Origin of the sequence: Aminobacter sp. MDW-2 (assembly GCF_014250155.1) — a bacterium.
Taxonomy (GTDB): domain Bacteria; phylum Pseudomonadota; class Alphaproteobacteria; order Rhizobiales; family Rhizobiaceae; genus Aminobacter; species Aminobacter ciceronei.
On sequence record NZ_CP060197.1, the window covers coordinates 5,186,025 to 5,212,121 of the forward strand.

Consider the following 26,097-nt stretch of genomic DNA (forward strand, 5'->3'; position numbering starts at 1 on the left):
CGCATCAACAAGGAGTGGGATGAGGAGGCTATGGGTAAGGCACTTCAGCCCGAGAGCCTTAGCCTGGCAGCGGACAACTACTTCAAGTCCCTGTAAGATGCGCGGCGAATGCTCGGCAAGAAGCTCAAACTGAAGCGAACGGACGGTGAGGAGGAAGATCAGGAGAATGCAATGGCCTAATATGGGATGGCTGAAGGGCGGGACCACAACCCGCTCCAATCCGACGCTTCATACAAAGCTATCTGATGACCGCTGCGTTATCCTTCAAGAGTTCCGCTTTGGAGCGAACCCAATTCGCGCCGGAGCCGCCGCCTATGCGTCGAGCCAGACCTTTTCCAGGAACATGCAGAATGTCGGGTGCATGGCCATGCCTTTCACCTGCGGCGCCGTGTGGTGGTAGAGCTTGCGCCAGAACGGCTGGATGATGATGCCTGAAGACTGGAGGATCGCTTCGATCTCCGCCATCAGGACGCGGCGCTTGTCCGGATCGGGAATTGCCAGTGCTTCGGCGAGCCTGTCGTCGAATGTCTTGTCGGCGAAAGCCGTCTCGTTCCACGTTCCATCCGACTTGTAGGCCAGGCTCAACACCTGAACCGCCAGCGGCCGCATCGCCCAGTTGGTCAGGGAGTAGGGGTATTTTGTCCAGTCGTTCCAGAAGGTCGACCCGGGCAGGACGGTCCGGTTCACCTTGAAGCCGGCCTCGCGAAGCTGCGCGGCTATCGCATCGCCGGTGTTCTTCTCCCACTCTTCGTCGACGGTGATGAGCTCGTGCTCGAAATCGAGATGGCCGGCCTCCGCCATCAGCGCCTTCGCCTTTGCGACGTCCCGACCGATCGCCGGCAGCTTGGCATATTCCGGATGGATCGGGCAGACATGGTGGTTCTCCGCCGGCGTGCCGAGGTCGCCATAGCCGAGTTTGAGCACTGCCGCGTTGTCGACCGCAAGCTGGAGCGCGTTGCGCACACGCCTGTCGTCATAAGGCTTGGTCGACAGATTGGTGCGGGCAACGATCGTGCCGGCGGTGACGACCTCGGATCTGACCAGCTGCAGTTGATCCAGGATCGCGACGTAGTCTCCCGAGGTCTCGTAGTTGGCATGCACTTCGCCCGCCTCGAAGGCACTGGCCGTGGCTGCCGGATCGGTGCCGTAGTCGATGAACTCGACGCCGTCGAGCAATGCCTCGCCGCCCCACCAGCTGCCGTTGGCGCGCCGCCGCAACACGGCGCGCTCGCCGACAGCGTAGGAGACGAGCTCGAAAGCGCCGGTGCCGATGGGGTTTGCGGTGAGGTCGCCGCCGGATTCGTCGAATGTGCGATGAACCAGAAGCGCGGAATACTCGGCCAGCCCCGCCACGATGGAGATGTCCGGCCTGGCCAGCACAAGCCGGACCGTGTGGTCGTCCACCTTCACGATCGATCCGGCCCGCGCCTTGCGGGTGGCAGGGTCGATCAGCGACGCCATGTGCGTGGCCATCGAGTTGCCTTCGACACTGCCGTCGCACCAGCGGCCGAGATTGAAGATCACGTCATCCGCATCGAAAGCGTCGCCATTGTTCCAGGTCACGCCTTTGCGGACATGAAGCACATATTCGGTTGCGTCGTCATTGGCCTCCCAGCCATCGAGCAGCACGGGCTCGAAGGTGAAGTCGTGCGTGTAGCGCACCAGTGGTTCGATGACCTGCCGGGCGACATTCGACATTTCGGACCAGTCGAAAAGCCGTGGATCCTTCAGCGGCTTGACGAACATCGCGACCTTCAGCGTTCCGCCCTTCTTCGGCGCAGGCTGCCCGGCGCGTGCCGGCGCGGGCAGGCCGAGCATCGCGTAGGCAACCGCCGTGGAGGCACCGACAGCGCTTGCGATGGCGAGGAATTCCCGCCGGTCATACAGCCCCGAGCGGACCGCCACGGCGAGCCTGTCGATCGAAGCCGGCACCGGCGTGCCGTTGCGTTTGAAAAATGTCATGCTCGTCTCCCCGGATTCACCTGGCTATGCAATGGCAGTGGACGCCGCAGGCGGCCCGTCAGGCAGCCCGCCCGTAGAAGCCGAGCCGCTCTTCGGCACTGAAAACGACGCCTGGCCGCTCGTAATAGGAGAAGACGGCGACCATCCGCTCGCGGCTGCCGGCGACGGGCGTGACCCGGTGGGCGGTGTTCTTGCCCCTGAAGACATTCAGTGTTCCCGGCTTGAGGCGCTTTGCCTGCACCTGCGGATCGTTGCCCTCGAGCAGCCGCGAGACGCCATCGTAGTTGGGATTGTCGTCGGATCGCAGGTCGGTGCGATACTCGAACACGCCGCCCTGGTCCGGAGCCTGAAGCAGCAGGGTGGTGGTGAATTCGGACCTGTCGAAATGCCAGTTGAGTGCCTCGCCGCTGCGATAGGCCATCGCATTGGTCCGCGCCAGCGGGTCTGCCATCATATGAAGATCCGGCTTGCCCATCGTCGCTGCGAGGAACCGTGCCAGTGGCGCATATTCGTAGATCGACAACAGGATGCTGTCCGGTATCTGGTCCGCGCAGATCGTGTGGCCGATCGTCTCGACTTTCCGCAGCGCCGGATGCTCGGCCGGAAGCTCGGGGATCTCAGGCTTGAAGTAGATGTTGTGAACACGCCGATGCTCATGCGAGCGGCTGTCCATGACCGGCTTGATTTCGGCGGTCGCGCGCTCGGCGACACCGGGCAGCAGAAAGCCCTCGAGGTCGTACATGCCGTCGGCCGCAAGGGCTGCCCGCGATCGTTCGACAAGTGCCGTCCAATCGGCACTTCCCTCGCGATCGAGCGGGAAACGGTCGAAATCGATGATGTTTTTCACGTGCTGTCCTCCTGGGTTGCGGTCTCATGTGGCGGCAAAAAAACCTTTCGCTCAACGTGGAAAATTGTTATTTGCCCGAAAGAAAAACTTCTGGAGGCTGTGATGGAAAGGCTTCCGCCGCTCAATGCGCTCAAGGCATTCGAGGTCGCCGCACGCACCGGCAACTTCACGCTGGCGGCGCGTGAACTGGGGGTCTCGTCTGCTGCGGTCAGCCAGCAGGTGCGCAATCTTGAAGCCTATTTCGGCAAGCAACTGTTTTTGCGCATAGGCAATCGCATCACGCTCACCGATGCCGGCCATGCCATCTATCCGCAGACGGCACGCGCCCTGGGAGACATCGCCACGGTGACGTCCCGCATCCTTGAAGGCGAAGTGCGCACGCGGCTGGTGGTCAGCGTTCCTTTCTCCCTGGCCGAGCACTGGCTGACGCCCCGTCTCGGCATGCTGCTTGCGGAGCAGCCGCGCATGGCGATCGACATTCGTGTCGAGGACGACCCGATCGACATGGCGCGCCATGGCACGGATGTGCGCATCAGCTATGGCGACTATCACTATCCCGAACTGGTCAGGGTGAGCCTGCTGCACGACGACGTCCTGCCGGTCTGTTCACCGGAGTTCCGGCGCCGTCTTGATATCGACACCGGCGATATCGCCGAAGTGCACGACAGCGTCTTCATCCACACCAATTGGGGACCCAATTACGCTTCCCATCCGACCTGGTCGGAGTGGTTTGCGGCACAGGGAAGCGCGCTGCGCCCCGACCCGTCGCGGGGACGGCGTGTCGGCCTGTCCAGCCTCGCCATCTCGGCGGCGCGTCTTGGCCTGGGCATCGCGCTCGGCCAGCGCGTTCTTGCCCGCGCCGACATCGAGGCCGGACGCCTCATGGCGCTGTCTTCCGCCTCGATCAGGCTCGGGCAGCCCTATTGCGCCTTCGTACCACCGGCCAAAAGACAACGCAGCGATGTCGTCGGCCTGATCGAGCTGTTGAAAGCGGATACTCCGGACACGCCCTTTGGGTGATGTTCCGAGACGTCAGCTGCCGGCGACCGCGACGTGCGGAAGCTCGCCGGCAGCGTCTGCTTTCAGGCGGTGGCAACCTCCATGGCCGGCGCGCGGGCGCGAAGCTGTCCCTCGGTGTCGTACACAAACGGCAACGGCGAATCCAAGGACATCGAAGCTGTCTTGATGTGGTGGCGCAAGGCAGCGGATCAGGGCCATGCTGTCGCCCCTTACAATCTCGGTACGGTTTTTTTACAACGGCATTGATTTGGCAAGGGACTACGAAGAGGCGGCGCGCTGGTTCAGCAAGGCTGCGGCCCAAGGTGATGCGGACGCCCAGGCACGTTTGAATTCGATGAGGGAGCTGATCCGTCGCAGGATACGCTGTAGTTTTTGTTGCGTGTTTTCCATTCGGGCCGATCCGGCGGCTTTGGGGCCGATGAACTAACCCGCTGCGCGGGAGAGCGCGCGCGGTGAGGTAAAGGGCACGAGCCGTCGTTGCGCTTGCATTGAGCGTCGTTCGGCAGCGGCAGAGCATGACGGGCTTCTTCAACAAAGGAGCCTGACCATGCAGCACCCCAATCTCGACGCACCCGTCAGCCCGCTGCGCCAGCGGCTGATCGACGACATGAACATGCGGCGGTTCTCACGGGAGACGCAGCGCAACTACCTGCGCGACATCGGACGTCTGGCCACATTCCTCGGGCGCTCACCGGACACAGCGACTGCCGATGACCTTCGTCGGTTCCAGATCGAACAGCAGGAGGACGGCGTCCCCGTGCCGACGATGAACAGCATCGTGTCGGCGCTGCGCTTCTTCTTCACCCAAACCCTCGACCGCCCGGACTTGGCGCGCAGGCTCGTCCGGCTGGCGCATCCGCGTAACCTGCCCGTAGTGCTCAGCCGCGACGAGGTGGCACGGCTGCTCAACGCCACCACCTGCCTCAAGCACCAGGCCGCATTGTCTGTTGCCTATGGCGCCGGTCTGCGCGTCGCCGAGGTGTCGATGCTGAAGGTCACTGATGTCGACAGCGAACGCATGTTGCTGCGCGTCGAGCGTGGCAAGGGCGGACGCTATCGCAACGCCATGCTCTCCGAGGATCTGCTCGCTCTGCTGCGTGAGTGGTGGAAGGTCGGACGCCAGCAGGGCGTGATGCACCGCGACGGCTGGCTGTTCCCAGGCCAACACGCGATGAAGCCGATCAGCACGCGGCAGCTCTACCGCATCGTCGTCGAGGCGGCGCAGGCCGCCGACATTACCAAGCGGGTCGGGCCGCACACGCTGCGTCACAGCTTCGCCACTCACCTGCTGGAAGACGGCGTCGACATCCGGATCATCCAGGTCCTGCTCGGGCATGCCAAGCTGAACAGCACTGCCCTCTACACCAAGGTCGCGACCCGGACGGTGCGCACGGTCACGAGCCCGCTCGACAAGCTCGGCCTGTTCAGGCCAGCAGAGATCTCGCCCGACGGCTGAACCGTGCGTGCCTCGATCGAGGTCGCCGACATCTTCCGTGCAGCGGGGCCTGCTTACAGGGCCGCCCATGCAGGTCACCTGAGCCTCACCCAGCTCAAGGTCATGTCAGCAATCGAGAACTGCCGCACGGCGGCGCTCGGCGGTCACGTCGAGGCCTGCGAGGACTGCGGCCAGTGGCGGATCGCCTACAACTCATGCCGCAACCGTCACTGTCCGAAGTGCCAAGGCGCGGCGGCGCGGACATGGCTTGCCGAGCGCGAGGCCGACCTGTTGCCCGTCGGCTACTTCCACGTCGTGTTCACGTTGCCGGCCGAGATCGCCGATATCGCCTTCCACAACAAGGCGCTCGTCTACGACCTGCTGTTCAAGGCGGCATCGGAGACCATGCTGACGATCGCCACCGATCCGAAGCACCTCGGAGCTAAGATCGGCATCACCGCCGTGCTCCACACGTGGGGCTCGGCGATGACGCACCATCCGCACGTGCACATGATCGTGCCGGGCGGCGGCATTACGCCAGACGGAGGCCGGTGGATATCGTCGCGCGCGGCCTTCCTTCTCCCGGTGCGCATACTCGGCACGCTGTTCCGACGGCTGTTCCTCACCCGGCTGGTCGCCCTGCATGAGGCCGCGCGGCTCGCCTTCTTCGGGTCGATCGCACACCTCGCCGACCGACGAGCATTCCTGCGGCACCTGTCGCCGGTCCGGAAGAAGCCTTGGGTGGTCTACGCCAAGGCGCCCTTCGCCGGGCCGGAGGCGGTGCTCGCCTATCTCTCCCGCTACACCCACCGGGTCGCGATCTCGAACCGCCGGCTGATCGCCTTCGACGAGGCCAACGTCGCCTTCCGCTACAAGGATTACCGTCGCGCCGAATCTGATCGCCAGCAGGTGATGATACTTGCGGCCGACGAGTTCATCCGCCGCTTCCTGCTCCATGTCCTCCCGCGCGGCTTCCACCGCATCCGGCACTACGGTCTGCTCGCCGGCTCCGCCCGCAAGGCCAGCCTCGCGTTGGCACGCGAACTCCTGGATGTCGCCGCGCCGCCCGACCCCGTTGATCCTGACGAACCTGAGGACTTCCGCCCGCCATGCCCCTGCTGCGGCGGACGCATGATCGTCATCGAGGTGTTTGAGCGATGGAAGCAGCCACGCGGGCCGCCGCACGCCACTGCGACGAACCAGCAGGGTTGGCCATGACCCGGCATGGCATTGGTCCATCAGCCGCAGCCGCTGCGCCTCCGGCAACGGACACGCGCGCGCCCACGGCAAACGCTGACACCGACATGCGTCCACCCGGACCAGTTCCGGGCCGCCAATACCGCGCGATGGAGCAACCAAGCGGCCTGTCCGCATCCACCTCGGCGCTTCCCTTCGGCGGCCGCGCCAACGCCGACATCGGCCGCAGATCGAAATTCCCATAGCCGTCGACTGTGGCCCGCGGGTTCCTTCCTCGGGGACTTTCGTACGCCTGCTGGCGCCCGAAACTCTTCACGGTTGCGGTCTGGCAGCTTTAGGCGTCCAAAATGCGAAAACGGACATTCAGCCCCGAGTGACTCATAGGCTCCCAACCTGGACATCCCGCTTTGCCGCGCCGGTTTGAAAGCTAAGCGACATCGGCCTACTGATGAGGTTTTCGCAAACCTTTGCACGGTGCGACTAGCCCGTCGCGGGAGTAGATCATGTTGAAAGCTACCGAAGAGGAAGTCGAGGAAGTCCGGGAATATTTTGAATGGCAGGCGCCCGACCTCGAAGTGACTTTCATGCAGAAGGTTTACTCGGAAACCGTTCTCAACACCTGCCACGACGTGTGGGACATCCACACCAACAAGGATCGCTGGTGGGTCATCACGGGCGGCACAAACCTCTACTCTCAGGAGCAATTCCCCAATATGGACCTTGCTCTGACCTTCCATATTGGCCTGATGTTCCGCATCCCGCGTACGGAAAAACAACAGGAAGGCGATCTTCGAATCCTTCCGTTCGGTCCTGTCTTCGAGAAGATAGAAGAAGCTGGCACCGCCGTGACACAAGCGCGAAACCTCTCGGACTATCAGGCCGTCGGCGTTCGCTGCCGCGAGGCGCTACTCGAGCTGATCGGCGTCGCGCAGGACGCGGCAATGTGGTCAGACACACCGCCACAGCGTGCGAACTTCCGAGCGTGGACGGAGATCATCTGCAACGGTCTTTTGCCGGGCGACACCAATAAAGAGCGTCGCGGGGCCCTCAAGAGCGCGCTCGAGTCTGCATGGACGGTTTCAAACTGGCTGACGCATTCAAAGTCGGCCACGTGGATTGATGCCGACATGGCGCAATCGCTGATCCAACACGCCATCGGCATGGCGACATCATTGATCATTCGCGAGTTGCGCGGGGTGCCTTCCGAATGCCCGAACTGCGGCTCGCCCCATCTCGAACCCGACCACGGCGAAAATACTGAGGCACCGGGCATACTTTGGGAACGGCCACTCTGCGCCGATTGCGGATGGGCCGGCAGGCCCGTTCCAATCCTCGACCTTGAGGATGGGCAGCCCATCATCACACGCGAAGGCAAAGAAACCGTCGAGTGCAGCATAATGACAGTACCGCTGCGCACGATTCTGAAGCCGGGAAATCCCACCATCGAGCCGCTGAAGACAGAAACCGGACCACCGGAGCACGTCGTCTATTTTGCCTATGGGTCCAATATGTCGACCGCCCGGCTGCGCGAGCGCATGCCGAGTTGCAAACCACTCGGCATCGCTACCTTGCCGGGTCATGCGCTCCGTTTTCATAAGCGCAGCACGGATAAGTCCGGGAAGTGCAACGCATTTGCCAGTGAAGGCGATAGGAGTGTGATCGGGGTCCTATTCAGCTTCGATCCTGCCGAGCGTGCCAAACTGGACAAGGCCGAAGGCGTTGGTAACGGCTACGAGCACGCGACGGTCACGGTCATTAATGAAAAGGGTCGCAGGCAAAAGGTCCTTACCTATCTCGCCACCCCCGACTACATCGACGACAACCTCAAACCCTATGGCTGGTACAAGGATTTTGTGCTTGCAGGTGGCAAGGAACACGGTTTGCCCTCGGAGTATATTACTGAATACATTCAGTCGGTTGAGGCGATCGAAGATCCAAACAAGAGCCGGGACAATCGGCAGCGGACCACGCTCCGAAGTCCCGGGCAGTGAGACTGCGGTGTCGGAGTAGTCTGCGGACACTTCTGGGGCGAGGAAGGGGCCGGGAGCAGTCGGTCCGCTGTCGGGGCGAGCTCGGCGGATAGCTGACATTCGCCAACGCCTCGGCGGCCGGGACATGGCCGCGCTCAACCTAGACGTCCGACCTGACTTGTCAGCCAAAAGAAGAAGTGCTGGTTTGTGGTGGAGGGCGTACTCACTTCCGGTAGCACGATGTCATCCGAGGTTGATAACGACCCGAAGCTCGCCGGATTTCAACTCCTGCTCGATCAGGTGCCGTGAGAGCAGTGTATTACCCATGCTGGCAAGCGCCGCCTCGATGATTATCGAGATTGATCGAAGCGGTGCGCCAATCCCTGCGGGCCAGCTAGGTTGCAGACCTCGGTCGTTAGTCGTCGATCACCGCCATGGCGTCCAGTTCGACTAGGCAACGAGGATCGTGCAGCACTGCTTGCACGCGTGAGCGCACCGGCCAATTCGCCTTGAAATGCCGGGCATAGACCTCGTTGAATACGTTGCCGTGGCGGCAGTCGGCGTCGCCGTTGCGGGCATCCGACAGAAATGCCGTCAACTGTACGACATCGTCGAGGCTCGCACCGCCTGCCTCCAGCGTCCGGCGCAGGTTGGCAATGGCTCTGTCGAGCTGTTCGGCGAAACTTCCGCTCCAGTTGCCGTCGTCGCCGCGCCCCGCCTGCGCCGACACGAAGACGAACGTGCCTTCCGTTTTGACGATGTCGGAAAAGTAGGGATATTTGGCCGGATGATCGGGAAGAGTGATCGCTTGTTTCATGTATATGTCCCCGAATAATGCCTTTGCGAGCGAATGCTCTGTTTGGCGATAAAGCGTTGCTGCGTTGCGCGTGATGAAGGCGGCCGTGATCTCACGCCTTCAGAAGCTTTTCGTTACCGGCCACGTGTCGGAGAGCCGGTATCCGGTGGGAAACGGATCGCACGGGTCGAGCATGTGCTGGTGCGTGCCGGTTATCCAAGCGCGGCCTGAGATGATCGGAGAGATTGCAGGCCGGCCGGCGAGATCAACTTCGCGGTCGATGACACAATCGAACTCCGTGCCGACGATCGAAATGCCCCTAAATCGGTCGCCGACCTGCATTTCTCCCCTGGCGTGCATCACCGCCATGCGAGCCGAACAACCGGTGCCGCAAGGCGAGCGATCGATCTTTCCCGGCTGGATTGCAACGGCACTGGCACCGCTGAGCACGCCCTCTCGGTAATGGACGGGCTCCGTTACCTGGCAGAACGATATGTGGTTCCACCCGTTAACCGGATGCGAGAAGCCGATTTGCTCGTTCGCGGCGTTCGTCAGACGAACCCCCACTTCGGCGATGTCGCGCGCCTGGTTGGGCTTGATCTCAAGCCCAAGAAGGGATGCATCGACGATAACGAAGCTGTCGCCGCCCCAGGCGGTGTCAACCTTGATGGTGCCAATACCAGCAACTTCCAGCATAACGTCCAGCCTGTCGGCGAACGACGGGTGGTTGCGGACACGGATGCGCTCGGCCTTGCCATTGCGGCAGTCTGCCTCCACTTCGATCAGGCCGCCGGGGGGCTCGAGTACCAGCCGCGTGATCGGCTCCTGCATCGGAACGATGCCGCATTCCAGCAGCACTGTCGAAACGCACATTGAATTCGAGCCGGACATCGGCGGCGTGTCGGCCGGCTCCATGATGATCCATCCCATGTGCGCACGCGGATCTTTCGGCGGCACCAGCAGATTCACGTGACGAAAAACACCACCCCTCGGCTCGTTCAGGACGAAATTGCGAAGGCTCTCGTCTTTCGCAATGAACTGCGCCTGTTCCCAGATTGAAGCTCCAGGCGGCGGCGCCACGCCACCGATGATAACGTCTCCTGCCTCGCCCTCGGCATGGCTGCTGACGATCTGAACAAGCCGATCGGAACGCATCAAGTCACCTCATCAATAGCTGGCCTGTCCGCACACAATCCGTGCGTTGGCGACACGACCGGAGTTTCATATGGCAATGAATGATAGATCAGCCGCGCAGTGATCAGATCGGCGAGCGAACTCCCGACCGCCTTGAAGAGCGTTATGTCCCGGTCATTGCTTCGGCCGACGACCGTACCGCGGCACAGGTCGGCAATGGTGCCCACTCTAAAATTTTTCTCGTCATAAGGAATTGATTTTCCTACAGAAAATTTCCTTATGAGAACCCAGCGCCGGGACCAGACCCGTCAAAAAGTTAGCCTCTTGATTTTGCTAGGGTTTTTGGAATTTTTGTACAGGAAAAATTCTGTGAACTGTCGACATCTATCGGACATTTCGCGGGTGTCGTAAACGGCGACAATCGAAGCTAGCTATTCTAATAAAGTACCGTCAGCGTCTACGAAATCAATACGCTGATTGCGCCTCCTGTCATTCGAGGGGCGAGACAGCTACGGGGGGCTTCAGGAGCCAACCGGCAAGGGATCGGTCCCCTCGCTGAGGATTGCAAGATAGCGACGGTAGCTGAACACCCTTCCCCGCTTGCGACCGGTAATCTCTTCTAGGATGCCCATCTTCTCTAGGTCAGCCAAGGCCGCATTCACCGTCGGTGCCGACAAGCCCGTGTGCCGCACAAGCTGATTGGAGCTCAGGAACGGGTTCTGCTGGAAGAGATCGTGGATGCGGAGCGCGGATCCGGCACGATCACTTTCGGTCGTGATCCGCTCGCGGTCCTCTTTGAATAGGTCGACAATTCGGGAGGCGGCTTCAAATGCTTGGTTCGCCGTTTCGGCCACCCCGATGAGGAAGAAGTCGAGCCAGGCCTCCCAGCTGCCGTTTTCCCACATCTCTTGGAGCAAACGATAATAGTCGGCACGATGCATCTTCAGATAGAGGCTGAGATAGAGCAGCGGCTTGCGCAGCACTCCATTGACGCAAAGAGACAGCGTCACCAGCAGCCGACCGATGCGGCCGTTGCCGTCGAGGAACGGGTGGATGGTTTCGAACTGGACATGCAGCAGGCCAGCCTTGATCAATGCCGGAAGACGCGAAGTATCCTCATGCATAAAGCGCTCCAGCGCATCGAGGCTAGCGTCGAGTTCGGTGACGGGCGGCGGCACGTAGAGCGCATTGCCGAGCCGCGAACCACCGATCCAGTTCTGTGTGCGGCGAAACTCGCCCGGGCTTTTCGTGCCGCCGCGGCCGCTTTGCAGGAGCCGCGCGTGCATCTCGCGGATCAGGCGCAATGACAGCGGCAGCTCTTCCAGCCGCTCCAGCCCATCCATCATGGGCGCAATGGCCAGTCTATGTTCTTGATATTCCATCATTTTTTTAGTAGTCTCAATTAGTTAGGTCGCACCGAGTGCACACGAATTTACGCCACATTGCGACGCTTTTCGCCACCATTCGACGGCTGAGTGCACACGGAGCGCACACGAAAAATGGCCAGTTTCACAAAACTCCATTCCGGCTCCTGGCGCGTTCAAGTTCGTCGCAAGGGCCGTTACGTCAGCGAGACCTTCTTGCGGCGAGACGATGCCCGACGCTGGGCCCTTGAGGCGGAGCGCCAGATTGATCGTGGCGAAACGCCAAATCAGTCGCGCATCGCCCGCCTCAAAACCTTCGGCGATCTCATCGACCTTCATATCGACGACATGTGTGACGTCGGCAAGCCCCCTCGACGCTCGAAAGCTGCGACTCTGGATATGCTGAAGCGTCAGCTTGGAAAGTGCAACATGGCGGCGCTCGATCGCGAGCGGCTCATTCGGTTCGGCCGCGATCGAGCGACAAAAGGTGCAGGCCCTGCTACCCTCGGCATCGACATTGGCACTATCAAGCTCATTCTGTCTCACGCGGCCGCAGTTCACGGCCTACCCGTTACAATCGAGGCCGTAGACCTCGCCCGCATCGCTTTGAAACAGCTAGGTCTGGTTGGCAAAGGGCAGGAGCGCGACCGTCGTCCGACCCAAGATGAACTCGACCGGTTGATCTCGCATTTCGACGCAAACCCGCGTCAGATCGCCCCAATTGGCCGGATCATCCGCTTCGCTGTTGCTACCGCAATGCGCCAAGAGGAAATCTGCACAGTGCGTTGGTCGGACCTGGAATGTCGCACCCGGATGCTTCTCATCCGTGACCGGAAGGATCCCCGAAACAAGCAGGGAAACAACCAGCGCATTCCTCTTTTCGCTGCATGCGGATACGACGCATGGGCCATCGTGGAGGAGCAGCGCGCCTGCCGAAGTAACAACGATGATCGGATTTTCCCATACAATGGCAGATCAGTCGGCACAGCTTTTCGTCGCGGATGCGCCGACCTGAGTATCCACGACCTACACTTCCACGACTTGCGACACGAAGGCACAAGCCGACTTTTCGAGGCCGGATTCACAATCGAGCAAGTTGCACTCGTTACCGGGCACAAGGACTGGAAGATGCTCAAGCGGTATACGCACCTAAAGCCAGAAGCCCTCCACGCTCTACTTGCAGCCCGCGCCGCATGAGTTTCGGATCCGTTCAGGCGTGGGTGTGCGGTAGTTTCGCTCATCCGAGGGTCGATGACACAGCAGCAAGTCCAGGCAATTCGCGTGCGGGGCTTGGAGAAGTCGTACGAACTGCATGTGTTGCGCGGCGTGGACTTCGAAGTGGCACGCGACAGTATCTTTGCACTGCTCGGTTCGAACGGGGCGGGCAAGACAACGGCGGAGAAAATCCTGTCCACTCGGCTCAGGGCGGACGATGGCGCGGCCAGTATCGACGGCTTCGATGTCGCCCCGCAACCGCCGAACGTGCGAGAGGCCATCAGTACGGTGCTGCTTTCGACGATCCCGATCTCGTCGTCGCCTGCGTCATAGGCGACTGCGAGGCAGAAGCCGGCAAGCTCGCTGCCTCCTGGCATTCGAACAAGTTCATGCACCCGGCAGATGACGGCGTCGTGCTGGCAACCGCAGAAACGGGACAGCCGGCCGTGATCGCGCCTGGTCGGTCCTGAAGCGGAGCTACAGGGTGGGGAACGTCCACTTTTTGTTCCTGCACGGGGCAAAAGACCTGATCAGTTCAAGGCTGCTTGCCCGCATCGATCCGGTTGGGTATTGCCAAGGAACCAGCAGCGATCGTAGCCGAGGCAGTCGCTGCGCTCGGCCCGTAGCTTGTAGCTCGCTCCGAAGCCTTACCATCTTAGGGCGTCGCTAGTATTCCCCTAGGCCGTCCACCCGAAAGCGTCTTCGACTTCGTGCAGAGCATCACTGTCGTCGCGCGTGACAAAACCCACTCGATTGCTTATCAAACCCATTTAGGTCATTGATCTAGCTTGATTTTTTCTTGTCCGCAGCGCCGAATGCCGACCTATGGGTGACTTCCGGGACCTGGCGGCGCGGGCAGCGGTTAACCAAGTCCTTTCTCGTCTGGTGAGAAACGGTAGACTCCGCAACCTGGCGCGTGATCTGTATGATTTCCCTAAGGTCCATCCCAAGCTCGGCCCACTTCAGCCGCTGATCGGACCGCTCTCTTTGGCGAGACGGGCGCGGGCCGTGGGTCGCCAACGCGATCATCGAAAACGACTTCTGGGTCTGCTGGACCTTGAGGCGGCTTTTTCGGCCTGCAGGGGAACGACGCTGACATTGGACTTCAAGGGTGGCACGTCCCTTTCTAAAGACATTCGGCGCAATCCGGCGGTCGTTGCGGACTTGTGAAACATGCGGCCAGCCCCGCCAACTGCGTGGAACGCGCTGGCTGTACGTGGCCTGCGACGCTCATCCTGGAGGCGAACCTCCCCTGCCAACAGAATGCTCGTGTTTACAGTGGCGGGTTCGCGGTACTTTACGACTAAGAAGCCGACGATTTGCTCCCCACTTTCATCAGCTAAGGCAAGCGAAATCCGTTTGCTTTCCGAGGACTAGCCGACAGGCCTAATCGCAGCAGGGCTGGCCAACTATTTTTTGCCGGGCCGCAGTAGGAAACTGTGGCGTTAGCCTGCTCGACCACCAAAGGTATCGCTGCTTGCAACTCGCCGCCTGGGCAAAGGGGGCAAAACGCACTTCACTGACCTAAATGAGGCGCACCAATACGTTGTCGTCATAGCTGAAAATCAACGGCTTCTCCATGTGCTCGCTAGGCGCCGGAAACGTCAACGAGGAAATCCTGACGCGCCAGGGCGATGTCTGCTAGCGTGTAGCGATCGAGCGTGCACTGGAACGATGAGAGTGCGTCGCGCAGCATGCCGGAAAGCTTGCAGCACCGCGTGATCGTGCATTGGTTGCCCGTAGTAAAGCACTCGACTAGAGCAAAGTCCGGCTCGGTCAGCCGGATCACGTCGCCGATGCGGATATCTTCCGGTCGGCGACCGAGTGTCAGTCCCCCCGACCTGCCGCGGACCGCAACAAGATAGCCGGCCCGGGTGAGCGTATTAGCCACCTTGTTGAGGTGCGTCTTCGACACACCGAAGGCGCGCGCCGTCTCTTCGATCGTGAACAACTGATCACCGGCGGACGCCGCGAACATCAGCATGCGCAGCGTATAGTCGGAAAAATTCGTCAGCCTCATTTTTCGCTCCAAACTTCGCCGCATGCCCGCCCTGCCGACCGCCTCGGCACATCACAGGCTGTCGGGCGTGATCGGTTCAACCGTCAACGTGTTTTCACCGCGGTTATAGGCGAGCGCAAGCCGGAAGGAATGCGCGATGCGCAATGCCCGTTCCATGAATAGCGCCGCAATCTCCGGCGGGCAGAGCTTGTCGACGGTGGCGCGAAACAAACCCAGCCATCGCCGGAAATGCTGCTCGCCCAGACCCGGAATCGCAAGATGCGGCGGCAGCGGGCGACCCTCATAGCTCGCGGTTCGCAGCATGAGCGACGACCAGAAGTCGCACATCTTCGCAAGATGCCGTGGCCAGTCTTGCGGAGCAATGGCGCCGTTGAACACTGGTCCGAGCAGGGTATCCTTGCGGATTTCGTCGTAGAACCCATGAACCACGGCGTGGATCATCTGCTCGTCCAATTGCCCGGGCAGCACTCGGCCGTCGATGACGATGGTCGGTTTTTCCTTTGTGCCTGCACTCATATCCATGTGTCACCCCTGCCGGGTTGATGCGGCTTTCTGTCGTCCGAATTTGATGTGATGCGAATATGCTGCAACATGCGAAATAAAACATATATCATAGATCTATCTTTATGCTAGACACTGGCGGCGCGCGGCGATGAGGAAGACCACATGAAGCTCGATCTTGACCAGACCGGTTCCAACATCTTGGAACCCCAGAGGCATTCGGTGGAAGCGAACGAACTGCGCCGCCGCATGCGCCTCGGCCTCGTGACCAGCATGGTCGAGCACGGCGTCGACGGCGACGAAAGTCGCATTCGCCTGACTGTACGCAATGGCGACTCGGTTTGCTGCGGCATTGTCGACGCAGACAACCGCCTTGTCAGCGAAGTGTCCCTCGACCTCAGGTATTCTTCATTCCGGCAGGCTAGCCAGGCTCGGAAATTGCGGCAGTGCGCACTTGGCAGTGCCTGATCAAAATCAGTTCAGGAAGAACCCCGCCAACAGGGAATGGCACCATGAACGATAATCACTCGGGAAGTACCCTCGTGCCGATGCTAGTCGGTGGCTTAGTGCTTGTGACCGTAGGTTACATGGTGATCATGATGTTCGTGTGAGCAGAGTCACTCGACGATGCGGAGTTCCGCATAGCTCGAGCGATTAGCACCTCGCCTGCAAGCAGCCCCAGCCGCGTGCGGCGGATCCATGCTCCTCAGGCGTCATGAATCAATCGACGTGGCTAATCGCGGCGCTGCTTGCCTACGCGACTACACAGCCTCGATCGACATCGAATATCTCGTAGGCCTCCGCGGTACAAATCTGCGCTCGACCAAAAGTGCCTTGGCCCGGCACGCCAAATCATCCAACTTCAGCAATGCACCGTCTCCCATTGCGCCTCTATGAGGTTGGCTTCGGAAGCCACGTCTTTCCAACGTCTGTAACGTGCCATGTTGCCTCGGAAGTTGATTTAGAAAGCTCGCTAAAGCGCCAGGAAGGAATCCAACAAGAAGATGTCTTCGAACCTTCTGAGGCACCTGACCTCCTCGTGTTCAGTAAGCCGGCAGATATGAGAGCTAGGTGTCGTTTCCAAGAAGGTTGTTCAGTCTTTGGAACGGGCTGATGCCTCCAAGGGCCGAGTGTGGGCGTGCCAGGTTGTAGTTGGCTGCCCATTGGTGAATGGCCTTGGCGCGTTCGTTCGATGAGGCGTATGGCCTGGCATAGGCCCATTCTCGCAGCGAAGTCTGGATGAAGCGCTCGGCCTTGCCGTTGGTGCGCGGGGTGTAGGGCCTTGTGCGGATGTGTCGGGCACCGGCACCTTGGAGTGCCTGGGCGAACAGTTTGGAGCGATACGCCGAGCCGTTGTCGGTCATCACCCGCTCAACCCTGGCGCCCAGCCTGGCGTACCAGGCCAGTGCCCGGTTGAGGAACCCGGTGGCATCATCCCGGCCCAGGCTGGGCAGCAGTTCGACATAGGCGAGGCGCGAGGCATCGTCGATGGCGACATGCAGGTGTTCGTAGCCGATGCCTCGGGCGCGATGATGGCCTTGGTGCTGACCCGTGATCCGATGGCCAACGCCGTCGATACGGCCCAAGGTCTTGATGTCGATATGGATCAGTTCGCCCGGCCGCTGCCGTTCGTAGCGCAACACCGGGGGCCGGGGATCGAGCCAGGCCAGCCGGTTCAGTCCCAGCCGGCGCAGCACCAAGCCTACCGTCGAGCGCGCCAGGCCCAAGGACCGGGCAATCGCCGGCCCGGTCATGCGCTGGCGCCGCAACTGCTCGATCCGCGACACCTGCATGGCTGCCAGCCGATGCCGGCAGTTGCGCGGCGCTGAACTGCGATCGTGCAGAACCCGGTCGCCGGCCCGGTAGCGGTCGAGCCAGCGATAAGCCGTTCGTTCCGAAACCCCGGCCGAACCGGCAGCACGCCGCACGCTCCAGCCCTGTTCAATTCGTTGCACCAAAAGCACTCGACCTGACGGCGTCAGACGCGCATTCTTATGGACGTTCATTCGGGGAGCTCCACTGAAGGTTGGTTGGCTTCGCAACCCCAGCTTCTCAGTCCCTCCTCGAATGAACAACCTTCATAGCTTCGACAGCTAGGGCATTGGCTAGATGATTTCGCGTCAGGCTGAGCCGTGTGCGAAAGCGCTGTAAGATGCCGGATCGCCACGTCGCATGATCGTCGCGCGTCGCGCGAGTCAGAAGACGACGCACCCAGACCTACCCGACCGATCCAAGCTGTGCGGTCCACTGCAAAATGGAGAACTCTACAGCTTGGACTGTTAGTCGCCGAATTCTCAACCTATCAACGATCACTGCTTTTCTAACCGAAGCGCGACGGCTTCACGGGATAGTATGAATTTTACAACCAATGCCGTTGGCATCGCACGCGTTGGTATAAGTGCCGCGTGACTCCAACTGGGTCATGCCAAACTCGGTAATCGAGAAGCAGGCACTCTTCCCTCTAGCTGATCGGACAACCAGTCCGGCCGTCAATGCCAATGTCAGAACGCGGGCAAGGTTGGCATGTTCAAGTCGCAATCTAGATCCGATAGATTTCCTGTCCAAACGTCCACCATGCACACTCTTTAGAATCTGGAGCAGCTCCTTGACGTGCTTCTTGTTCAGCACGTTTGATACCGGGAATGGCGTTGCAACCGCGATAGACTCGTACACAAGGTCCCGAAGAACCCCTAGCTTCTCGGAAGCGGTCGTCCCACGGAAATGAGAAACGAGCTGGCGAAGCAGGTTGTGCCACTGCTTCAATTCGTCATCGCGCCGTCTGGCATCCAACGCTTTCCAAGCCCAAGATCTGAACACATCAACGACGTCGCCACAATCCGCCTCGGACCAATTGGGAGCGCACCTTTCCACGATCGCACAAGCCTCAGCGGCACTCAGGAGTCCCGTCGCAATTTCCTCGAACTGGCTGGTCTCCGCAGTCACTGCATCACTCCGAACGTTCACATTGTTTTCTAGCGTGTGGCCTGGGCACGGAACTGCCTTTGATGGCGCGTGTTTGACGGCGCGATCAAAGACCAATCGCGACTTTACCCACGGCGTTCACAGCGAAGACATCAGCGCATGCGTCTGGGTAGGTCGTCAGCGGCAGAAATATCCAGATCTTCATTGTGCGCCTCCTTGAGACATCACGCGGCAGTTCCACGGTTGATCCATCTTAGCTGAGACGGCCCAGGGCTAACTTGATCTGGAACAAATCCCTCACGTGTTCTCGCAATCCTCGCGTGACGACTCCATGCCAACTCCCCAATGATTGGGGCTTCGGCACAGGAGCTGAGCGGCTGGCAGCGGCGTCAGCAGCTCCTTCGAATACTCTTGAGCACTGTCGGGCAGCCTGCATTTCGAAGACCATCCGGCCCCATCGGGCAGCGCGCTCCATCGGTCCAAACATCTTCCTTGGCGGAACTGCTTGATATCTGACAGAAATACCTGAAACTGAGCCACGTCGAATCCGCGGAGGAGGAAAGACGATGATCCGGCAACTTACGTCTTCGGAACGTCAGAACGCCGCCGTGATAGCGATTGCGGTGGCGATCGTTGGATTGGCGATGGCTGCCGTGGGTCGCACAGATGTGCTCGGCGTCCATGGCGTCATGGTCATGCTGTTCGCAGGCGCCGTCCTGTTTTATGTGCTGTCTGGCCTGTACCAGCCCGAACCGACGGAAGACCGGGAAACATCCTATTACGACGACCCAATCAAGGTCGGCATTGTCCTATCGATGGCTTGGGCAGTGTTCGGGATGTTCATGGGCGTCTGGGTCGCCGCGCAGCTTGCATGGCCCAACCTTGCCTTCGACGCTGGCTGGTCGAGTTTCGGCCGTCTCCGCCCGACCCACACCACCGGAGTGATCTTTGGTTTTGGCGGCAATGCCTTGATCGCGACTTCGTTTCATGTGGTGCAGCGGACTTCGCGCGCGCGGCTCGCCGGACAACTCAGCCCTTGGTTTGTGCTCCTCGGCTACAACCTATTCTGCTTGCTTGCCGTGTCGGGCTATCTGATTGGGGTGACGCAATCCAAGGAATACGCCGAGGCTGAGTGGTACGCCGATATCTGGCTGGTGATTGTCTGGGTGACCTACTTCATCCTCTATCTGAGGACGATCGCCAGGCGGAAGGAACCGCACATCTACGTGGCCAACTGGTACTTCATGGCGTTCATTCTGGTCGTCGCAATTCTCCACATCGTCAACAACCTGGCACTCCCCATTTCGTGGGGGCATGCGAAGAGCTACACGGTCTGGCCTGGCGTCCAGGATGCGATGGTGCAGTGGTGGTACGGACACAACGCGGTCGCCTTCTTCCTTACGGCCGGCTTCCTTGGCATGCTGTATTATTACCTTCCAGTAAGGGCTCAGCGGCCAATCTTCTCCTACCGCCTTTCGATCCTGAGCTTCTGGGGCATCACCTTCTTTTACATGTGGGCGGGTTCGCACCACCTCCACTATACCGCGCTGCCGCATTGGGTTCAGACGCTTGGCATGACCTTCTCGGTGATGTTGCTGGTTCCGTCCTGGGCTTCCGCGGGAAATGCGTTGCTTACCCTGAACGGCGCGTGGCACCGGGTGCGGGACGATGCGACTTTGCGGTTCATGATGGCTGCCGCCGTGTTTTACGGCATATCGACTTTCGAAGGCTCGTTCCTTGCTATCCGGCCTGTGAATTCGCTGTCCCACTATACAGATTGGACCGTCGGGCATGTCCACGCCGGCGCGCTGGGCTGGGTGGCGCTGATCACTTTTGGATCGCTCTACACGCTGGTGCCAAGCCTCTGGAAACGCGAGCGGATGTACTCAGCAGCCCTCGTGGAAGTGCATTTCTGGCTCGCGATTGCCGGGACGCTGATCTACGTCTTCGCGATGTGGAATTCGGGCATCATCCAGGGACTGATGTGGCGGACTTATACGGAAGAAGGCGCCCTCGCTTATTCCTTCGTCGATTCACTGGTGGCGATGTACCCGTATTACATCGCGCGGGCCTTTGGAGGGCTGCTTTTCTTGATTGGTGCAGTAGTCGGCTGCTACAACATCTGGATGACGGTTCGGTCTGCGCCGTTGGCGGTCCCGCTCAATGCGGACGTCCCGATCGCTCCTGCCGTGGCGGGAGAATGATGAATGCCTGAGATCTTTCACCGCAAACTCGAGCGTTCAGCGATTGGCTTGGTGATCGCAATCATCGCAGCCGCGAGCGTGGGCGGCATCGTCGAAATCGCCCCACTCTTCACAATCGACGAGACTGTCGAAGAAGCCCCGGACATGCGGATGTACACGCCGCTTGAGCTTGCCGGGCGCAACATCTACGTCCGCGAGGGCTGCTATGCCTGCCACAGCCAGATGATCCGTACGCTGCGCGACGAGGTGGAACGCTACGGCCCATATTCGCTTGCCGTCGAGTCAAAGTACGATCGCCCGATGCTCTGGGGCTCCAAGCGGACTGGGCCCGATCTTGCTCGCGTCGGCGGCAAGTATTCCGACTTCTGGCATGTCGCCCACCTGACAAACCCACGCGACGTCGTTCCAGAATCCAACATGCCTGCTTATCGCTGGCTCGCGCGCACCTCTCTCAAAATGGAGGACCTCCCGCTTCACCTCGCGGCGCAGAAGGCGCTGGGCGTTCCTTATACTGACGAAATGGTGGAGAACGCGGCGCGCGATGCTTACGGTCAAGCGACGCCGGACACCGACTTCGCTGCCGGGGTTGCCACACGATATGGCGACGAAACTCAAGTCAGTGCTTTTGATGGCGTGAAGACCGACGTCACCGAGATGGACGCGCTCGTGGCGTATCTGCAGATCCTAGGAAGACTGACCGGAGCCGCATACGAAAACACCGCGGCTCCAGAGGGAAAACCTAACCCGGAAGGGTAAGCGGAGGGTTTCGGAATGGACCTGGATCACAACTCGGTTGTCGCCTTTTCCAAGAGCTGGGGCCTCTTCTACCTGATTGCGCTGGCCGTCGGCGTGGTGGTCTACACATTCTGGCCGTCAAACCGGAAGCGTTTCAATCAGGCCAAGAACAGCATCCTCGGCGAGGACGACAAGCCATGGAAGTGAACGAACGCGATCCCGTCAGCGGCCGTGAGACCACAGGCCACGAATGGAACGGCATCAAGGAACTGGACACCCCGGTCCCGCGGGGGGTGCTGCTGTTCCTGATCGTGACGCACCTGTGGGCGATCGCCTGGTGGTTCCTGGTGCCGGCCTGGCCACTCGGGACGACCTATACACGAGGCCTCTTAGGGGTCGACCAGAGGCAGACTGTCGAAGCGCGTGTCGTCGACGGCCAGCGCGAACGCGCTGCCTGGATGGCACGCCTCGAAAAGGAGCCGTACGACGCCATCCAGGCGGACGAGGCGCTGATGCAGACGGTCCGCAACACGGGGCGGCAGCTGTTCGGGGATAACTGCGCCGCATGCCACGGTCGGGACGGCAAAGGCCGGGCAAACTACCCGGACCTCACCGATGACGACTGGCTATGGGGTGGTGGACCCCAGCTTATCGAGCAGACAATGCGTGTCGGCATCAATACCCGGCATCCGGAAAGCCGCGTCGGGCAGATGCCAGCCTTTGGGCGGGACGAGGTGCTCGACCGGGATCAGGTGCGGAGCGTGGCCGCCTACGTCTATTCACTTTCCCATCCGGACTACTCGACCGCGGACAATCTCAAACGGATCGAAGCGGGGCGAGAAGTCTTTTTGACAACGTGCGCTGCCTGCCACGGAGAAGACGGGAAGGGAAACAGGGATGTCGGCGCGCCAAACCTAACGGATACGCACTGGATCTACGGAAGCGACCTCGACACCATCATTGCGTCGGTGCACGGCGGACGCCAAGGCCATATGCCCACCTGGGATGAAAGGCTGACGACGGCTGAGATCCGCACGATTGCGCTCTATGTGCATGACCTGGGGACGCAACAGCCATGACCGTACAGTCGAAAAGACGGTACCGCAGCATCATGCTCTGGATGCTGGTCCCGGCAGGGCTGCTGCTTTTCGCCGGAGCCAATGCTCACCTGATCTATGTTGCAGTCGATTCTCAGCCGGACTGCGTCAAGCACTTTAAGGCCGCGGGCGAAGGTGGCTATCGCGCTGCCAAGTCGGCATGTTGAGGAGGCGAAGAGATGAGCGACACCGAAAAGTCGTACTGGCTGCTCAGCGAAACCTCTGGCATCGGCGAGACGCGCGACCCGCGGCTCAACCGCGGTCTATCGCCCTTCATTGGCCTCAGGTGGCTGTCAGCGGGCTGGCGGGATTTCTGGACACGCCCGGCGTCTAGCTTGGGATACGGAATTGGTGTTTTCGTCCTGTCGGCCTGCTTCGTCTGGACGCTCGTTGCTTTCGGCCGGGACTACATTCTCTTTCCGGCGCTGGCGGGATTCATGATCGTGGCTCCTTTTCTGGCGGTCGGCCTCTATGAAAAAAGTCGGGCCATCGAGGAAGGACGCGAGATCAGCTTCGGATCCATGCTCCTCGTGCGTCCAAGGGCAGGCGCGCAGGTCTTCTTTGCCGGGCTGTTGCTGTGCTGCCTCCTTCTGCTCTGGATGCGTGCCGCGGTTCTGCTCTACGCGCTTTTTTTTGGAGTTACGGCGTTTCCGGGGCTAGACCACATCGTCGGCCTGCTGTTTGGGACTGCGTACGGGTGGACAATGATCGTCGTCGGGACAGCGATCGGCGGCCTTTTTGCTGCCTTTGCCTATGCCATCAGCGTCTTTGCAGTGCCCCTACTCCTTGATCGGCGCGTCGATGCGCTGACCGCGATGGGCACAAGCATGAAACTCGTCTGGAACAATCTGCCTGCAATGCTGGGCTGGGCTGCAATCCTGCTGGTTCTTTTCGCCGTCTGTGTCGTCACAGGGCTCGTGGGGATGATCTTGATCTTTCCCCTGCTCGGCCATGCCACCTGGCACGCCTATAGGGCCGTGGCGCTCCCGGAGACCTGACAGTGAGCTGCTGCGCCCAGGGAGCGGAGGCAGCGCTGCAACTGGCGCGTTGCGGCAGCGCGACCGCTGGCGAAATCTTGCTGGCGCGACGCTATCTGGGAGATGGCATCTTTCAGACTAACCTTTCGGTACCCCAAGCTAGGTGCGGCACCTGCATCACGTCAATCGAAGGGGCCCTGCAAGGCCTAGAAGGAGTTCTCGCGGCTCGCGTGAACCTTACGTCCCGCCGCGTAACCGTGAGGTGGCGTGGCGACCATGCCCCTCCTGTAACGGAAGCCCTGGCTGCCATCGGATACGACTGCAGCCTCGCGGAAGCGGGAGATGACCTTCGTGACCCCGAGATGTCGCGACTGCTGCGCGCCACCGCAGTGGCGGGCTTTGCCGCAATGAACATCATGCTGTTGTCAGTGTCGGTGTGGTCGGGTGCAGACACGCAGACTCGAAATGCATTTCATCTGGTTTCTGCACTGCTGGCAGTGCCTGCGGTCGCCTACTCCGGAAGAATATTCTTCATTTCGGCATGGAAGTCGGTACAGCGCCGCACAAGCAGCATGGATCTTCCTATCTCGGTGGGGATCTTGCTGACGTTGGCGTTGAGCCTCTACGACACATTCGCCGGAGGGCCGCACGCATATTTCGACGCCGTGACTTCCCTTATCTTTTTCCTGCTCGCCGGACGCACGCTTGATTATGCAATGAGGAGCAAAGCACGGAAGGCAGTTTCCGGCCTCAGCCGCTTGATACCGCGAGGCGTGACGGTGATACGCGCTGACGGGAGCCGCGAGTTCTGCGGTCTCATGGAAGTTGAGCCGGGCGACATCATCCCGGTCGGCCCCGGCGACCGGGTTCCGGTAGACGGCACGATAGTGGCCGGGCGCGGCAGCCTTGACCTTTCGGTAGTCAGCGGAGAAGCGACGCCAACACGTGTCCAGCCTGGAACCGCCGTTTTGTCTGGCGCGCTCAGCCTCGATGGCGCGTTGACGGTTCGTGCCGATAAGCGTGCCAAGGATTCCTTCCTCGCCGACATGGCGAAGTTGATGGATGCGGCGGAGGACGGGCGGGCACAGTATCGCCGCATCGCGGATCGAGCCGCGGCCTTGTATTCCCCCGTCGTCCATTTGTTGGCCCTCGCCACCTGCGCGGCCTGGATCGCAATCACGGGCGATTGGCATGCATCGGTTACGGCCGCCGTTTCGGTGCTCATAATCACCTGCCCATGTGCATTGGGTTTGGCTGTGCCCATGGTCCAGGTTGTGGCCGCACGCAGGCTGTTTGACCTCGGCGTCACGCTCAAGGACGGCGGCGCGCTGGAACGGCTCGCCGAAGCTGACACGGTCGTGTTCGACAAGACCGGAACTCTGACAACGGGCGTCACGCGCGTCGAACGTCACACGGCTGCCCTGCACGACGTGCCGGCGGCTGCCGCACTCGCAGCCCTGTCCAGACACCCAGCCTCATGCGCGGTCGCCGCTCTCGCGTCGACAGGGCCCGAAGTCAGGGATTTTCGTGAGGTGTCCGGGTACGGAATTGAAGGTCGGATCGACGGGAGTGTCTTTCGCCTCGGCAGGCGGGAATGGGTTTCGGGCCTGCCAGGCAATGCCAGCCATGAATCCATGACCTGGCTGTCGAAGAACGGCACGCTCGCAGGCTCGTTCACGATCGCCCACAATCTTCGTCCCGGTGCGGTGGAAGCTGTCAGGAAGCTGGAAAGCTGGGGATTGGCGACGGAGGTCCTATCGGGGGACTCTGCGACCGCTGTCCGGAGGGTCGCGGATGCGCTTGAAATTTCCGAGGTCCGCCACGGAGTTTTGCCTGAGGGCAAGGTCAACCGACTCAGAGATCTGGCCGCCTCCGGCCGCCGCGTTCTGATGGTTGGCGACGGCCTGAATGACGCTCCGGCACTGGCAGCAGCACATGTTTCCATGGCGCCCTCTTCGGCGGCGGACATCGGTCGTACTTCTGCCGATCTCGTCTTTCTGCTGAACAGCCTTGAAGGTGTCCCTCACGCGACGGGCATCGCCCGCAATGCCGCCCGGCTCGTGCGGCAGAACTTCGCGCTCGCTGTGGCCTACAACGTATTGGCCCTGCCCCTAGCGATGTCGGGGCAAATAACTCCGCTCATAGCAGCTGTTGCCATGTCGACGTCGTCAATGTTAGTCGTCGCCAATGCCTTGCGGCTCCCGCACGAAACGGCTTCATCCTCCCGCTTTGCGGGCTTTCGCCGCCTAGTCCCAGCGGAGGCTGCATGAGTTATCTCTCTTTTTTGATTCCAATTGCCCTAGGCATGGGCTTGGTGGGCTTGGCAGCCTTCCTATGGTCGCTACGGAGTGGCCAGTACGAGGATCTGGATGGGGCCGCGGTACGGGTCTTGCTTTCAGGTGCTGACGCTCCTCTTAGTCAGCAAGCATGCAAAAACCACGAGGGTGTTCCTGCCAGGCAAGGGAACGCCACGGCTGCCAACGGCGTTTGTTCAGCAACGGAAACGAAAGGCTTTGAAGATGTCTCGAGCAAGTGACAGGCCGTTCGGTTGGGTGGCGGCGCTGGCCGTGGCTTCAGGAGCCGCAGTATTGGTTCCCAGCCTCGCCGTGCTGGCTATCAGCCTTCTTGCGGTTGCTGCGGTGGTGTTCTGATACGAACTGGAGGCGGGCGACGGAGGAAGCGATGACCATGACACGCAAAG

Annotated in this window: 24 protein-coding genes and 3 pseudogenes; 17 read left to right on the forward strand and 10 right to left on the reverse strand. The window is 60.7% G+C overall.

Annotated features, from left to right (window positions below; all coding sequences use genetic code 11):
* Nucleotides 1–312 precede the first annotated feature (312 nt).
* Both H5P29_RS25600 and H5P29_RS25605 read right to left on the reverse strand, forming a co-directional pair.
* Nucleotides 313–1,962, reverse strand: coding sequence for an ABC transporter substrate-binding protein (locus H5P29_RS25600; protein WP_182575721.1), 1,650 nt, complete (start codon nucleotides 1,960–1,962; stop codon nucleotides 313–315).
* Between the two features lie 58 nt (nucleotides 1,963–2,020).
* Nucleotides 2,021–2,809: a 2OG-Fe(II) oxygenase gene (locus tag H5P29_RS25605; protein ID WP_185910199.1), complete on the reverse strand. Its 789-nt coding sequence runs from the start codon at nucleotides 2,807–2,809 to the stop codon at nucleotides 2,021–2,023.
* Nucleotides 2,810–2,911: 102 nt separating this feature from the next.
* On the opposite strand from H5P29_RS25605, the gene H5P29_RS25610 reads away from it, so the two are divergent.
* The 5 genes from H5P29_RS25610 (at nucleotide 2,912) to H5P29_RS25630 (ending at nucleotide 8,452) form a co-directional block, all read left to right on the forward strand.
* Nucleotides 2,912–3,829, forward strand: a complete 918-nt coding sequence (locus tag H5P29_RS25610) for a LysR substrate-binding domain-containing protein (RefSeq protein WP_154387619.1) — start codon at nucleotides 2,912–2,914, stop codon at nucleotides 3,827–3,829.
* Between the two features lie 196 nt (nucleotides 3,830–4,025).
* On the forward strand, nucleotides 4,026–4,256 hold the full coding sequence (locus tag H5P29_RS25615; protein WP_154387620.1) for a hypothetical protein: 231 nt from the start codon (nucleotides 4,026–4,028) through the stop codon (nucleotides 4,254–4,256).
* A 120-nt stretch (nucleotides 4,257–4,376) separates the two neighbouring features.
* Nucleotides 4,377–5,285: a tyrosine-type recombinase/integrase gene (locus H5P29_RS25620; protein ID WP_154387634.1), complete on the forward strand. Its 909-nt coding sequence runs from the start codon at nucleotides 4,377–4,379 to the stop codon at nucleotides 5,283–5,285.
* A gap of 3 nt (nucleotides 5,286–5,288) precedes the next feature.
* Nucleotides 5,289–6,482, forward strand: coding sequence for an IS91 family transposase (locus H5P29_RS25625; protein WP_185910167.1), 1,194 nt, complete (start codon nucleotides 5,289–5,291; stop codon nucleotides 6,480–6,482).
* A 482-nt stretch (nucleotides 6,483–6,964) separates the two neighbouring features.
* Nucleotides 6,965–8,452 (forward strand): gamma-glutamylcyclotransferase family protein, encoded by a 1,488-nt coding sequence (locus H5P29_RS25630; RefSeq protein ID WP_154387578.1) that lies wholly within the window; start codon nucleotides 6,965–6,967, stop codon nucleotides 8,450–8,452.
* A gap of 394 nt (nucleotides 8,453–8,846) precedes the next feature.
* On the opposite strand, the gene H5P29_RS25635 is transcribed toward H5P29_RS25630, so the two are convergent.
* The 4 genes and pseudogenes from H5P29_RS25635 to H5P29_RS25650 form a co-directional block, all read right to left on the reverse strand.
* Nucleotides 8,847–9,248, reverse strand: coding sequence for a RidA family protein (locus H5P29_RS25635; protein WP_154387577.1), 402 nt, complete (start codon nucleotides 9,246–9,248; stop codon nucleotides 8,847–8,849).
* Between the two features lie 99 nt (nucleotides 9,249–9,347).
* Nucleotides 9,348–10,382, reverse strand: a complete 1,035-nt coding sequence (locus tag H5P29_RS25640) for a proline racemase family protein (protein ID WP_154387580.1) — start codon at nucleotides 10,380–10,382, stop codon at nucleotides 9,348–9,350.
* Nucleotides 10,382–10,588 carry a hypothetical protein gene (locus tag H5P29_RS25645; RefSeq protein WP_246786999.1) on the reverse strand — a complete coding sequence of 69 codons (207 nt, stop codon included), beginning with the start codon at nucleotides 10,586–10,588 and terminating at the stop codon, nucleotides 10,382–10,384. The genes H5P29_RS25640 and H5P29_RS25645 overlap by 1 nt, the downstream gene beginning before the upstream one ends.
* 294 nt (nucleotides 10,589–10,882) lie before the next feature.
* Nucleotides 10,883–11,707, reverse strand: a pseudogene (locus tag H5P29_RS25650) (Fic family protein); the annotation flags it as partial.
* 153 nt (nucleotides 11,708–11,860) lie between these two features.
* Here H5P29_RS25650 and H5P29_RS25655 point away from each other — a divergent pair.
* The 3 genes and pseudogenes from H5P29_RS25655 to H5P29_RS32380 form a co-directional block, all read left to right on the forward strand.
* Nucleotides 11,861–12,922 carry a site-specific integrase gene (locus tag H5P29_RS25655; RefSeq protein ID WP_154387576.1) on the forward strand — a complete coding sequence of 354 codons (1,062 nt, stop codon included), beginning with the start codon at nucleotides 11,861–11,863 and terminating at the stop codon, nucleotides 12,920–12,922.
* 54 nt (nucleotides 12,923–12,976) lie between these two features.
* Entirely contained in the window at nucleotides 12,977–13,273 is a 297-nt protein-coding gene (locus tag H5P29_RS32375) for an ATP-binding cassette domain-containing protein (RefSeq protein ID WP_184767499.1), read from the forward strand.
* A pseudogene (locus H5P29_RS32380) lies at nucleotides 13,219–13,359 on the forward strand (hypothetical protein); the annotation flags it as partial. The gene H5P29_RS32375 and the pseudogene H5P29_RS32380, both read left to right, overlap by 55 nt.
* A 1,169-nt stretch (nucleotides 13,360–14,528) precedes the next feature.
* Here the strand turns inward: H5P29_RS32380 and H5P29_RS25665 are convergent.
* Together H5P29_RS25665 and H5P29_RS25670 are read right to left on the reverse strand one after the other, a co-directional pair.
* A complete protein-coding gene (locus H5P29_RS25665; protein WP_067964843.1) occupies nucleotides 14,529–14,960 on the reverse strand; it encodes an Rrf2 family transcriptional regulator in 432 nt (143 codons plus the stop codon).
* Between the two features lie 51 nt (nucleotides 14,961–15,011).
* Entirely contained in the window at nucleotides 15,012–15,482 is a 471-nt protein-coding gene (locus tag H5P29_RS25670) for a group III truncated hemoglobin (RefSeq protein WP_246470527.1), read from the reverse strand.
* Nucleotides 15,483–15,626: 144 nt separating this feature from the next.
* Here H5P29_RS25670 and H5P29_RS25675 point away from each other — a divergent pair, with 144 nt between their 5' ends.
* Nucleotides 15,627–15,929 (forward strand): DUF6522 family protein, encoded by a 303-nt coding sequence (locus H5P29_RS25675; protein WP_067964845.1) that lies wholly within the window; start codon nucleotides 15,627–15,629, stop codon nucleotides 15,927–15,929.
* A gap of 599 nt (nucleotides 15,930–16,528) precedes the next feature.
* On the opposite strand, the gene H5P29_RS25680 is transcribed toward H5P29_RS25675, so the two are convergent.
* Both H5P29_RS25680 and H5P29_RS25685 read right to left on the reverse strand, forming a co-directional pair.
* Nucleotides 16,529–17,467: an IS481 family transposase gene (locus tag H5P29_RS25680; protein ID WP_067964847.1), complete on the reverse strand. Its 939-nt coding sequence runs from the start codon at nucleotides 17,465–17,467 to the stop codon at nucleotides 16,529–16,531.
* 334 nt (nucleotides 17,468–17,801) lie between these two features.
* Nucleotides 17,802–18,404, reverse strand: a complete 603-nt coding sequence (locus H5P29_RS25685; protein WP_067964850.1) for a hypothetical protein — start codon at nucleotides 18,402–18,404, stop codon at nucleotides 17,802–17,804.
* 548 nt (nucleotides 18,405–18,952) lie between these two features.
* On the opposite strand from H5P29_RS25685, the gene ccoN reads away from it, so the two are divergent.
* From ccoN to ccoS, 8 genes and pseudogenes are all read left to right on the forward strand, one after another.
* Complete coding sequence (gene ccoN, locus H5P29_RS25690) at nucleotides 18,953–20,587, forward strand: cytochrome-c oxidase, cbb3-type subunit I (RefSeq protein WP_185910424.1); 1,635 nt, start codon at nucleotides 18,953–18,955, stop codon at nucleotides 20,585–20,587.
* 3 nt (nucleotides 20,588–20,590) lie between these two features.
* Nucleotides 20,591–21,343, forward strand: a complete 753-nt coding sequence (gene ccoO, locus H5P29_RS25695; RefSeq protein WP_067964855.1) for a cytochrome-c oxidase, cbb3-type subunit II — start codon at nucleotides 20,591–20,593, stop codon at nucleotides 21,341–21,343.
* A 15-nt stretch (nucleotides 21,344–21,358) separates the two neighbouring features.
* Complete coding sequence (locus H5P29_RS25700; RefSeq protein ID WP_067964857.1) at nucleotides 21,359–21,529, forward strand: CcoQ/FixQ family Cbb3-type cytochrome c oxidase assembly chaperone; 171 nt, start codon at nucleotides 21,359–21,361, stop codon at nucleotides 21,527–21,529.
* Nucleotides 21,520–22,401, forward strand: coding sequence for a cytochrome-c oxidase, cbb3-type subunit III (ccoP, locus tag H5P29_RS25705; RefSeq protein ID WP_067964859.1), 882 nt, complete (start codon nucleotides 21,520–21,522; stop codon nucleotides 22,399–22,401). Before H5P29_RS25700 ends, ccoP begins: the two co-directional genes overlap by 10 nt.
* Nucleotides 22,398–22,586, forward strand: coding sequence for a hypothetical protein (locus H5P29_RS25710; protein WP_067964861.1), 189 nt, complete (start codon nucleotides 22,398–22,400; stop codon nucleotides 22,584–22,586). Before ccoP ends, H5P29_RS25710 begins: the two co-directional genes overlap by 4 nt.
* Nucleotides 22,587–22,598: 12 nt before the next feature.
* The gene (locus H5P29_RS25715; protein WP_067964863.1) at nucleotides 22,599–23,417 is read left to right on the forward strand and encodes a DUF2189 domain-containing protein; all 819 of its coding nucleotides are present in this window, start codon (nucleotides 22,599–22,601) and stop codon (nucleotides 23,415–23,417) included.
* A gap of 2 nt (nucleotides 23,418–23,419) precedes the next feature.
* On the forward strand, nucleotides 23,420–25,666 hold the full coding sequence (locus H5P29_RS25720) for a heavy metal translocating P-type ATPase (protein ID WP_067964865.1): 2,247 nt from the start codon (nucleotides 23,420–23,422) through the stop codon (nucleotides 25,664–25,666).
* Nucleotides 25,663–25,818 (forward strand): annotated as a pseudogene (gene ccoS, locus H5P29_RS32685) (cbb3-type cytochrome oxidase assembly protein CcoS); the annotation flags it as partial. The gene H5P29_RS25720 and the pseudogene ccoS, both read left to right, overlap by 4 nt.
* Between the last annotated feature and the right edge of the window lie 279 nt (nucleotides 25,819–26,097).

Coding starts and splice junctions, on each gene's coding strand:
- H5P29_RS25600 (WP_182575721.1), bottom strand. CDS start 1,962: ATGACATTTTTCAAACGCAACGGCACGCCGGTGCCGGCTTCGATCGAC.
- H5P29_RS25610 (WP_154387619.1), top strand. CDS start 2,912: ATGGAAAGGCTTCCGCCGCTCAATGCGCTCAAGGCATTCGAGGTCGCC.
- H5P29_RS25615 (WP_154387620.1), top strand. CDS start 4,026: ATGCTGTCGCCCCTTACAATCTCGGTACGGTTTTTTTACAACGGCATT.
- H5P29_RS25620 (WP_154387634.1), top strand. CDS start 4,377: ATGCAGCACCCCAATCTCGACGCACCCGTCAGCCCGCTGCGCCAGCGG.
- H5P29_RS25630 (WP_154387578.1), top strand. CDS start 6,965: ATGTTGAAAGCTACCGAAGAGGAAGTCGAGGAAGTCCGGGAATATTTT.
- H5P29_RS25635 (WP_154387577.1), bottom strand. CDS start 9,248: ATGAAACAAGCGATCACTCTTCCCGATCATCCGGCCAAATATCCCTAC.
- H5P29_RS25640 (WP_154387580.1), bottom strand. CDS start 10,382: ATGCGTTCCGATCGGCTTGTTCAGATCGTCAGCAGCCATGCCGAGGGC.
- H5P29_RS25655 (WP_154387576.1), top strand. CDS start 11,861: ATGGCCAGTTTCACAAAACTCCATTCCGGCTCCTGGCGCGTTCAAGTT.
- H5P29_RS32375 (WP_184767499.1), top strand. CDS start 12,977: ATGACACAGCAGCAAGTCCAGGCAATTCGCGTGCGGGGCTTGGAGAAG.
- H5P29_RS25665 (WP_067964843.1), bottom strand. CDS start 14,960: ATGAGGCTGACGAATTTTTCCGACTATACGCTGCGCATGCTGATGTTC.
- H5P29_RS25670 (WP_246470527.1), bottom strand. CDS start 15,482: ATGGATATGAGTGCAGGCACAAAGGAAAAACCGACCATCGTCATCGAC.
- H5P29_RS25675 (WP_067964845.1), top strand. CDS start 15,627: ATGAAGCTCGATCTTGACCAGACCGGTTCCAACATCTTGGAACCCCAG.
- H5P29_RS25680 (WP_067964847.1), bottom strand. CDS start 17,467: ATGAACGTCCATAAGAATGCGCGTCTGACGCCGTCAGGTCGAGTGCTT.
- ccoO (WP_067964855.1), top strand. CDS start 20,591: ATGCCTGAGATCTTTCACCGCAAACTCGAGCGTTCAGCGATTGGCTTG.
- H5P29_RS25700 (WP_067964857.1), top strand. CDS start 21,359: ATGGACCTGGATCACAACTCGGTTGTCGCCTTTTCCAAGAGCTGGGGC.
- ccoP (WP_067964859.1), top strand. CDS start 21,520: ATGGAAGTGAACGAACGCGATCCCGTCAGCGGCCGTGAGACCACAGGC.
- H5P29_RS25710 (WP_067964861.1), top strand. CDS start 22,398: ATGACCGTACAGTCGAAAAGACGGTACCGCAGCATCATGCTCTGGATG.
- H5P29_RS25715 (WP_067964863.1), top strand. CDS start 22,599: ATGAGCGACACCGAAAAGTCGTACTGGCTGCTCAGCGAAACCTCTGGC.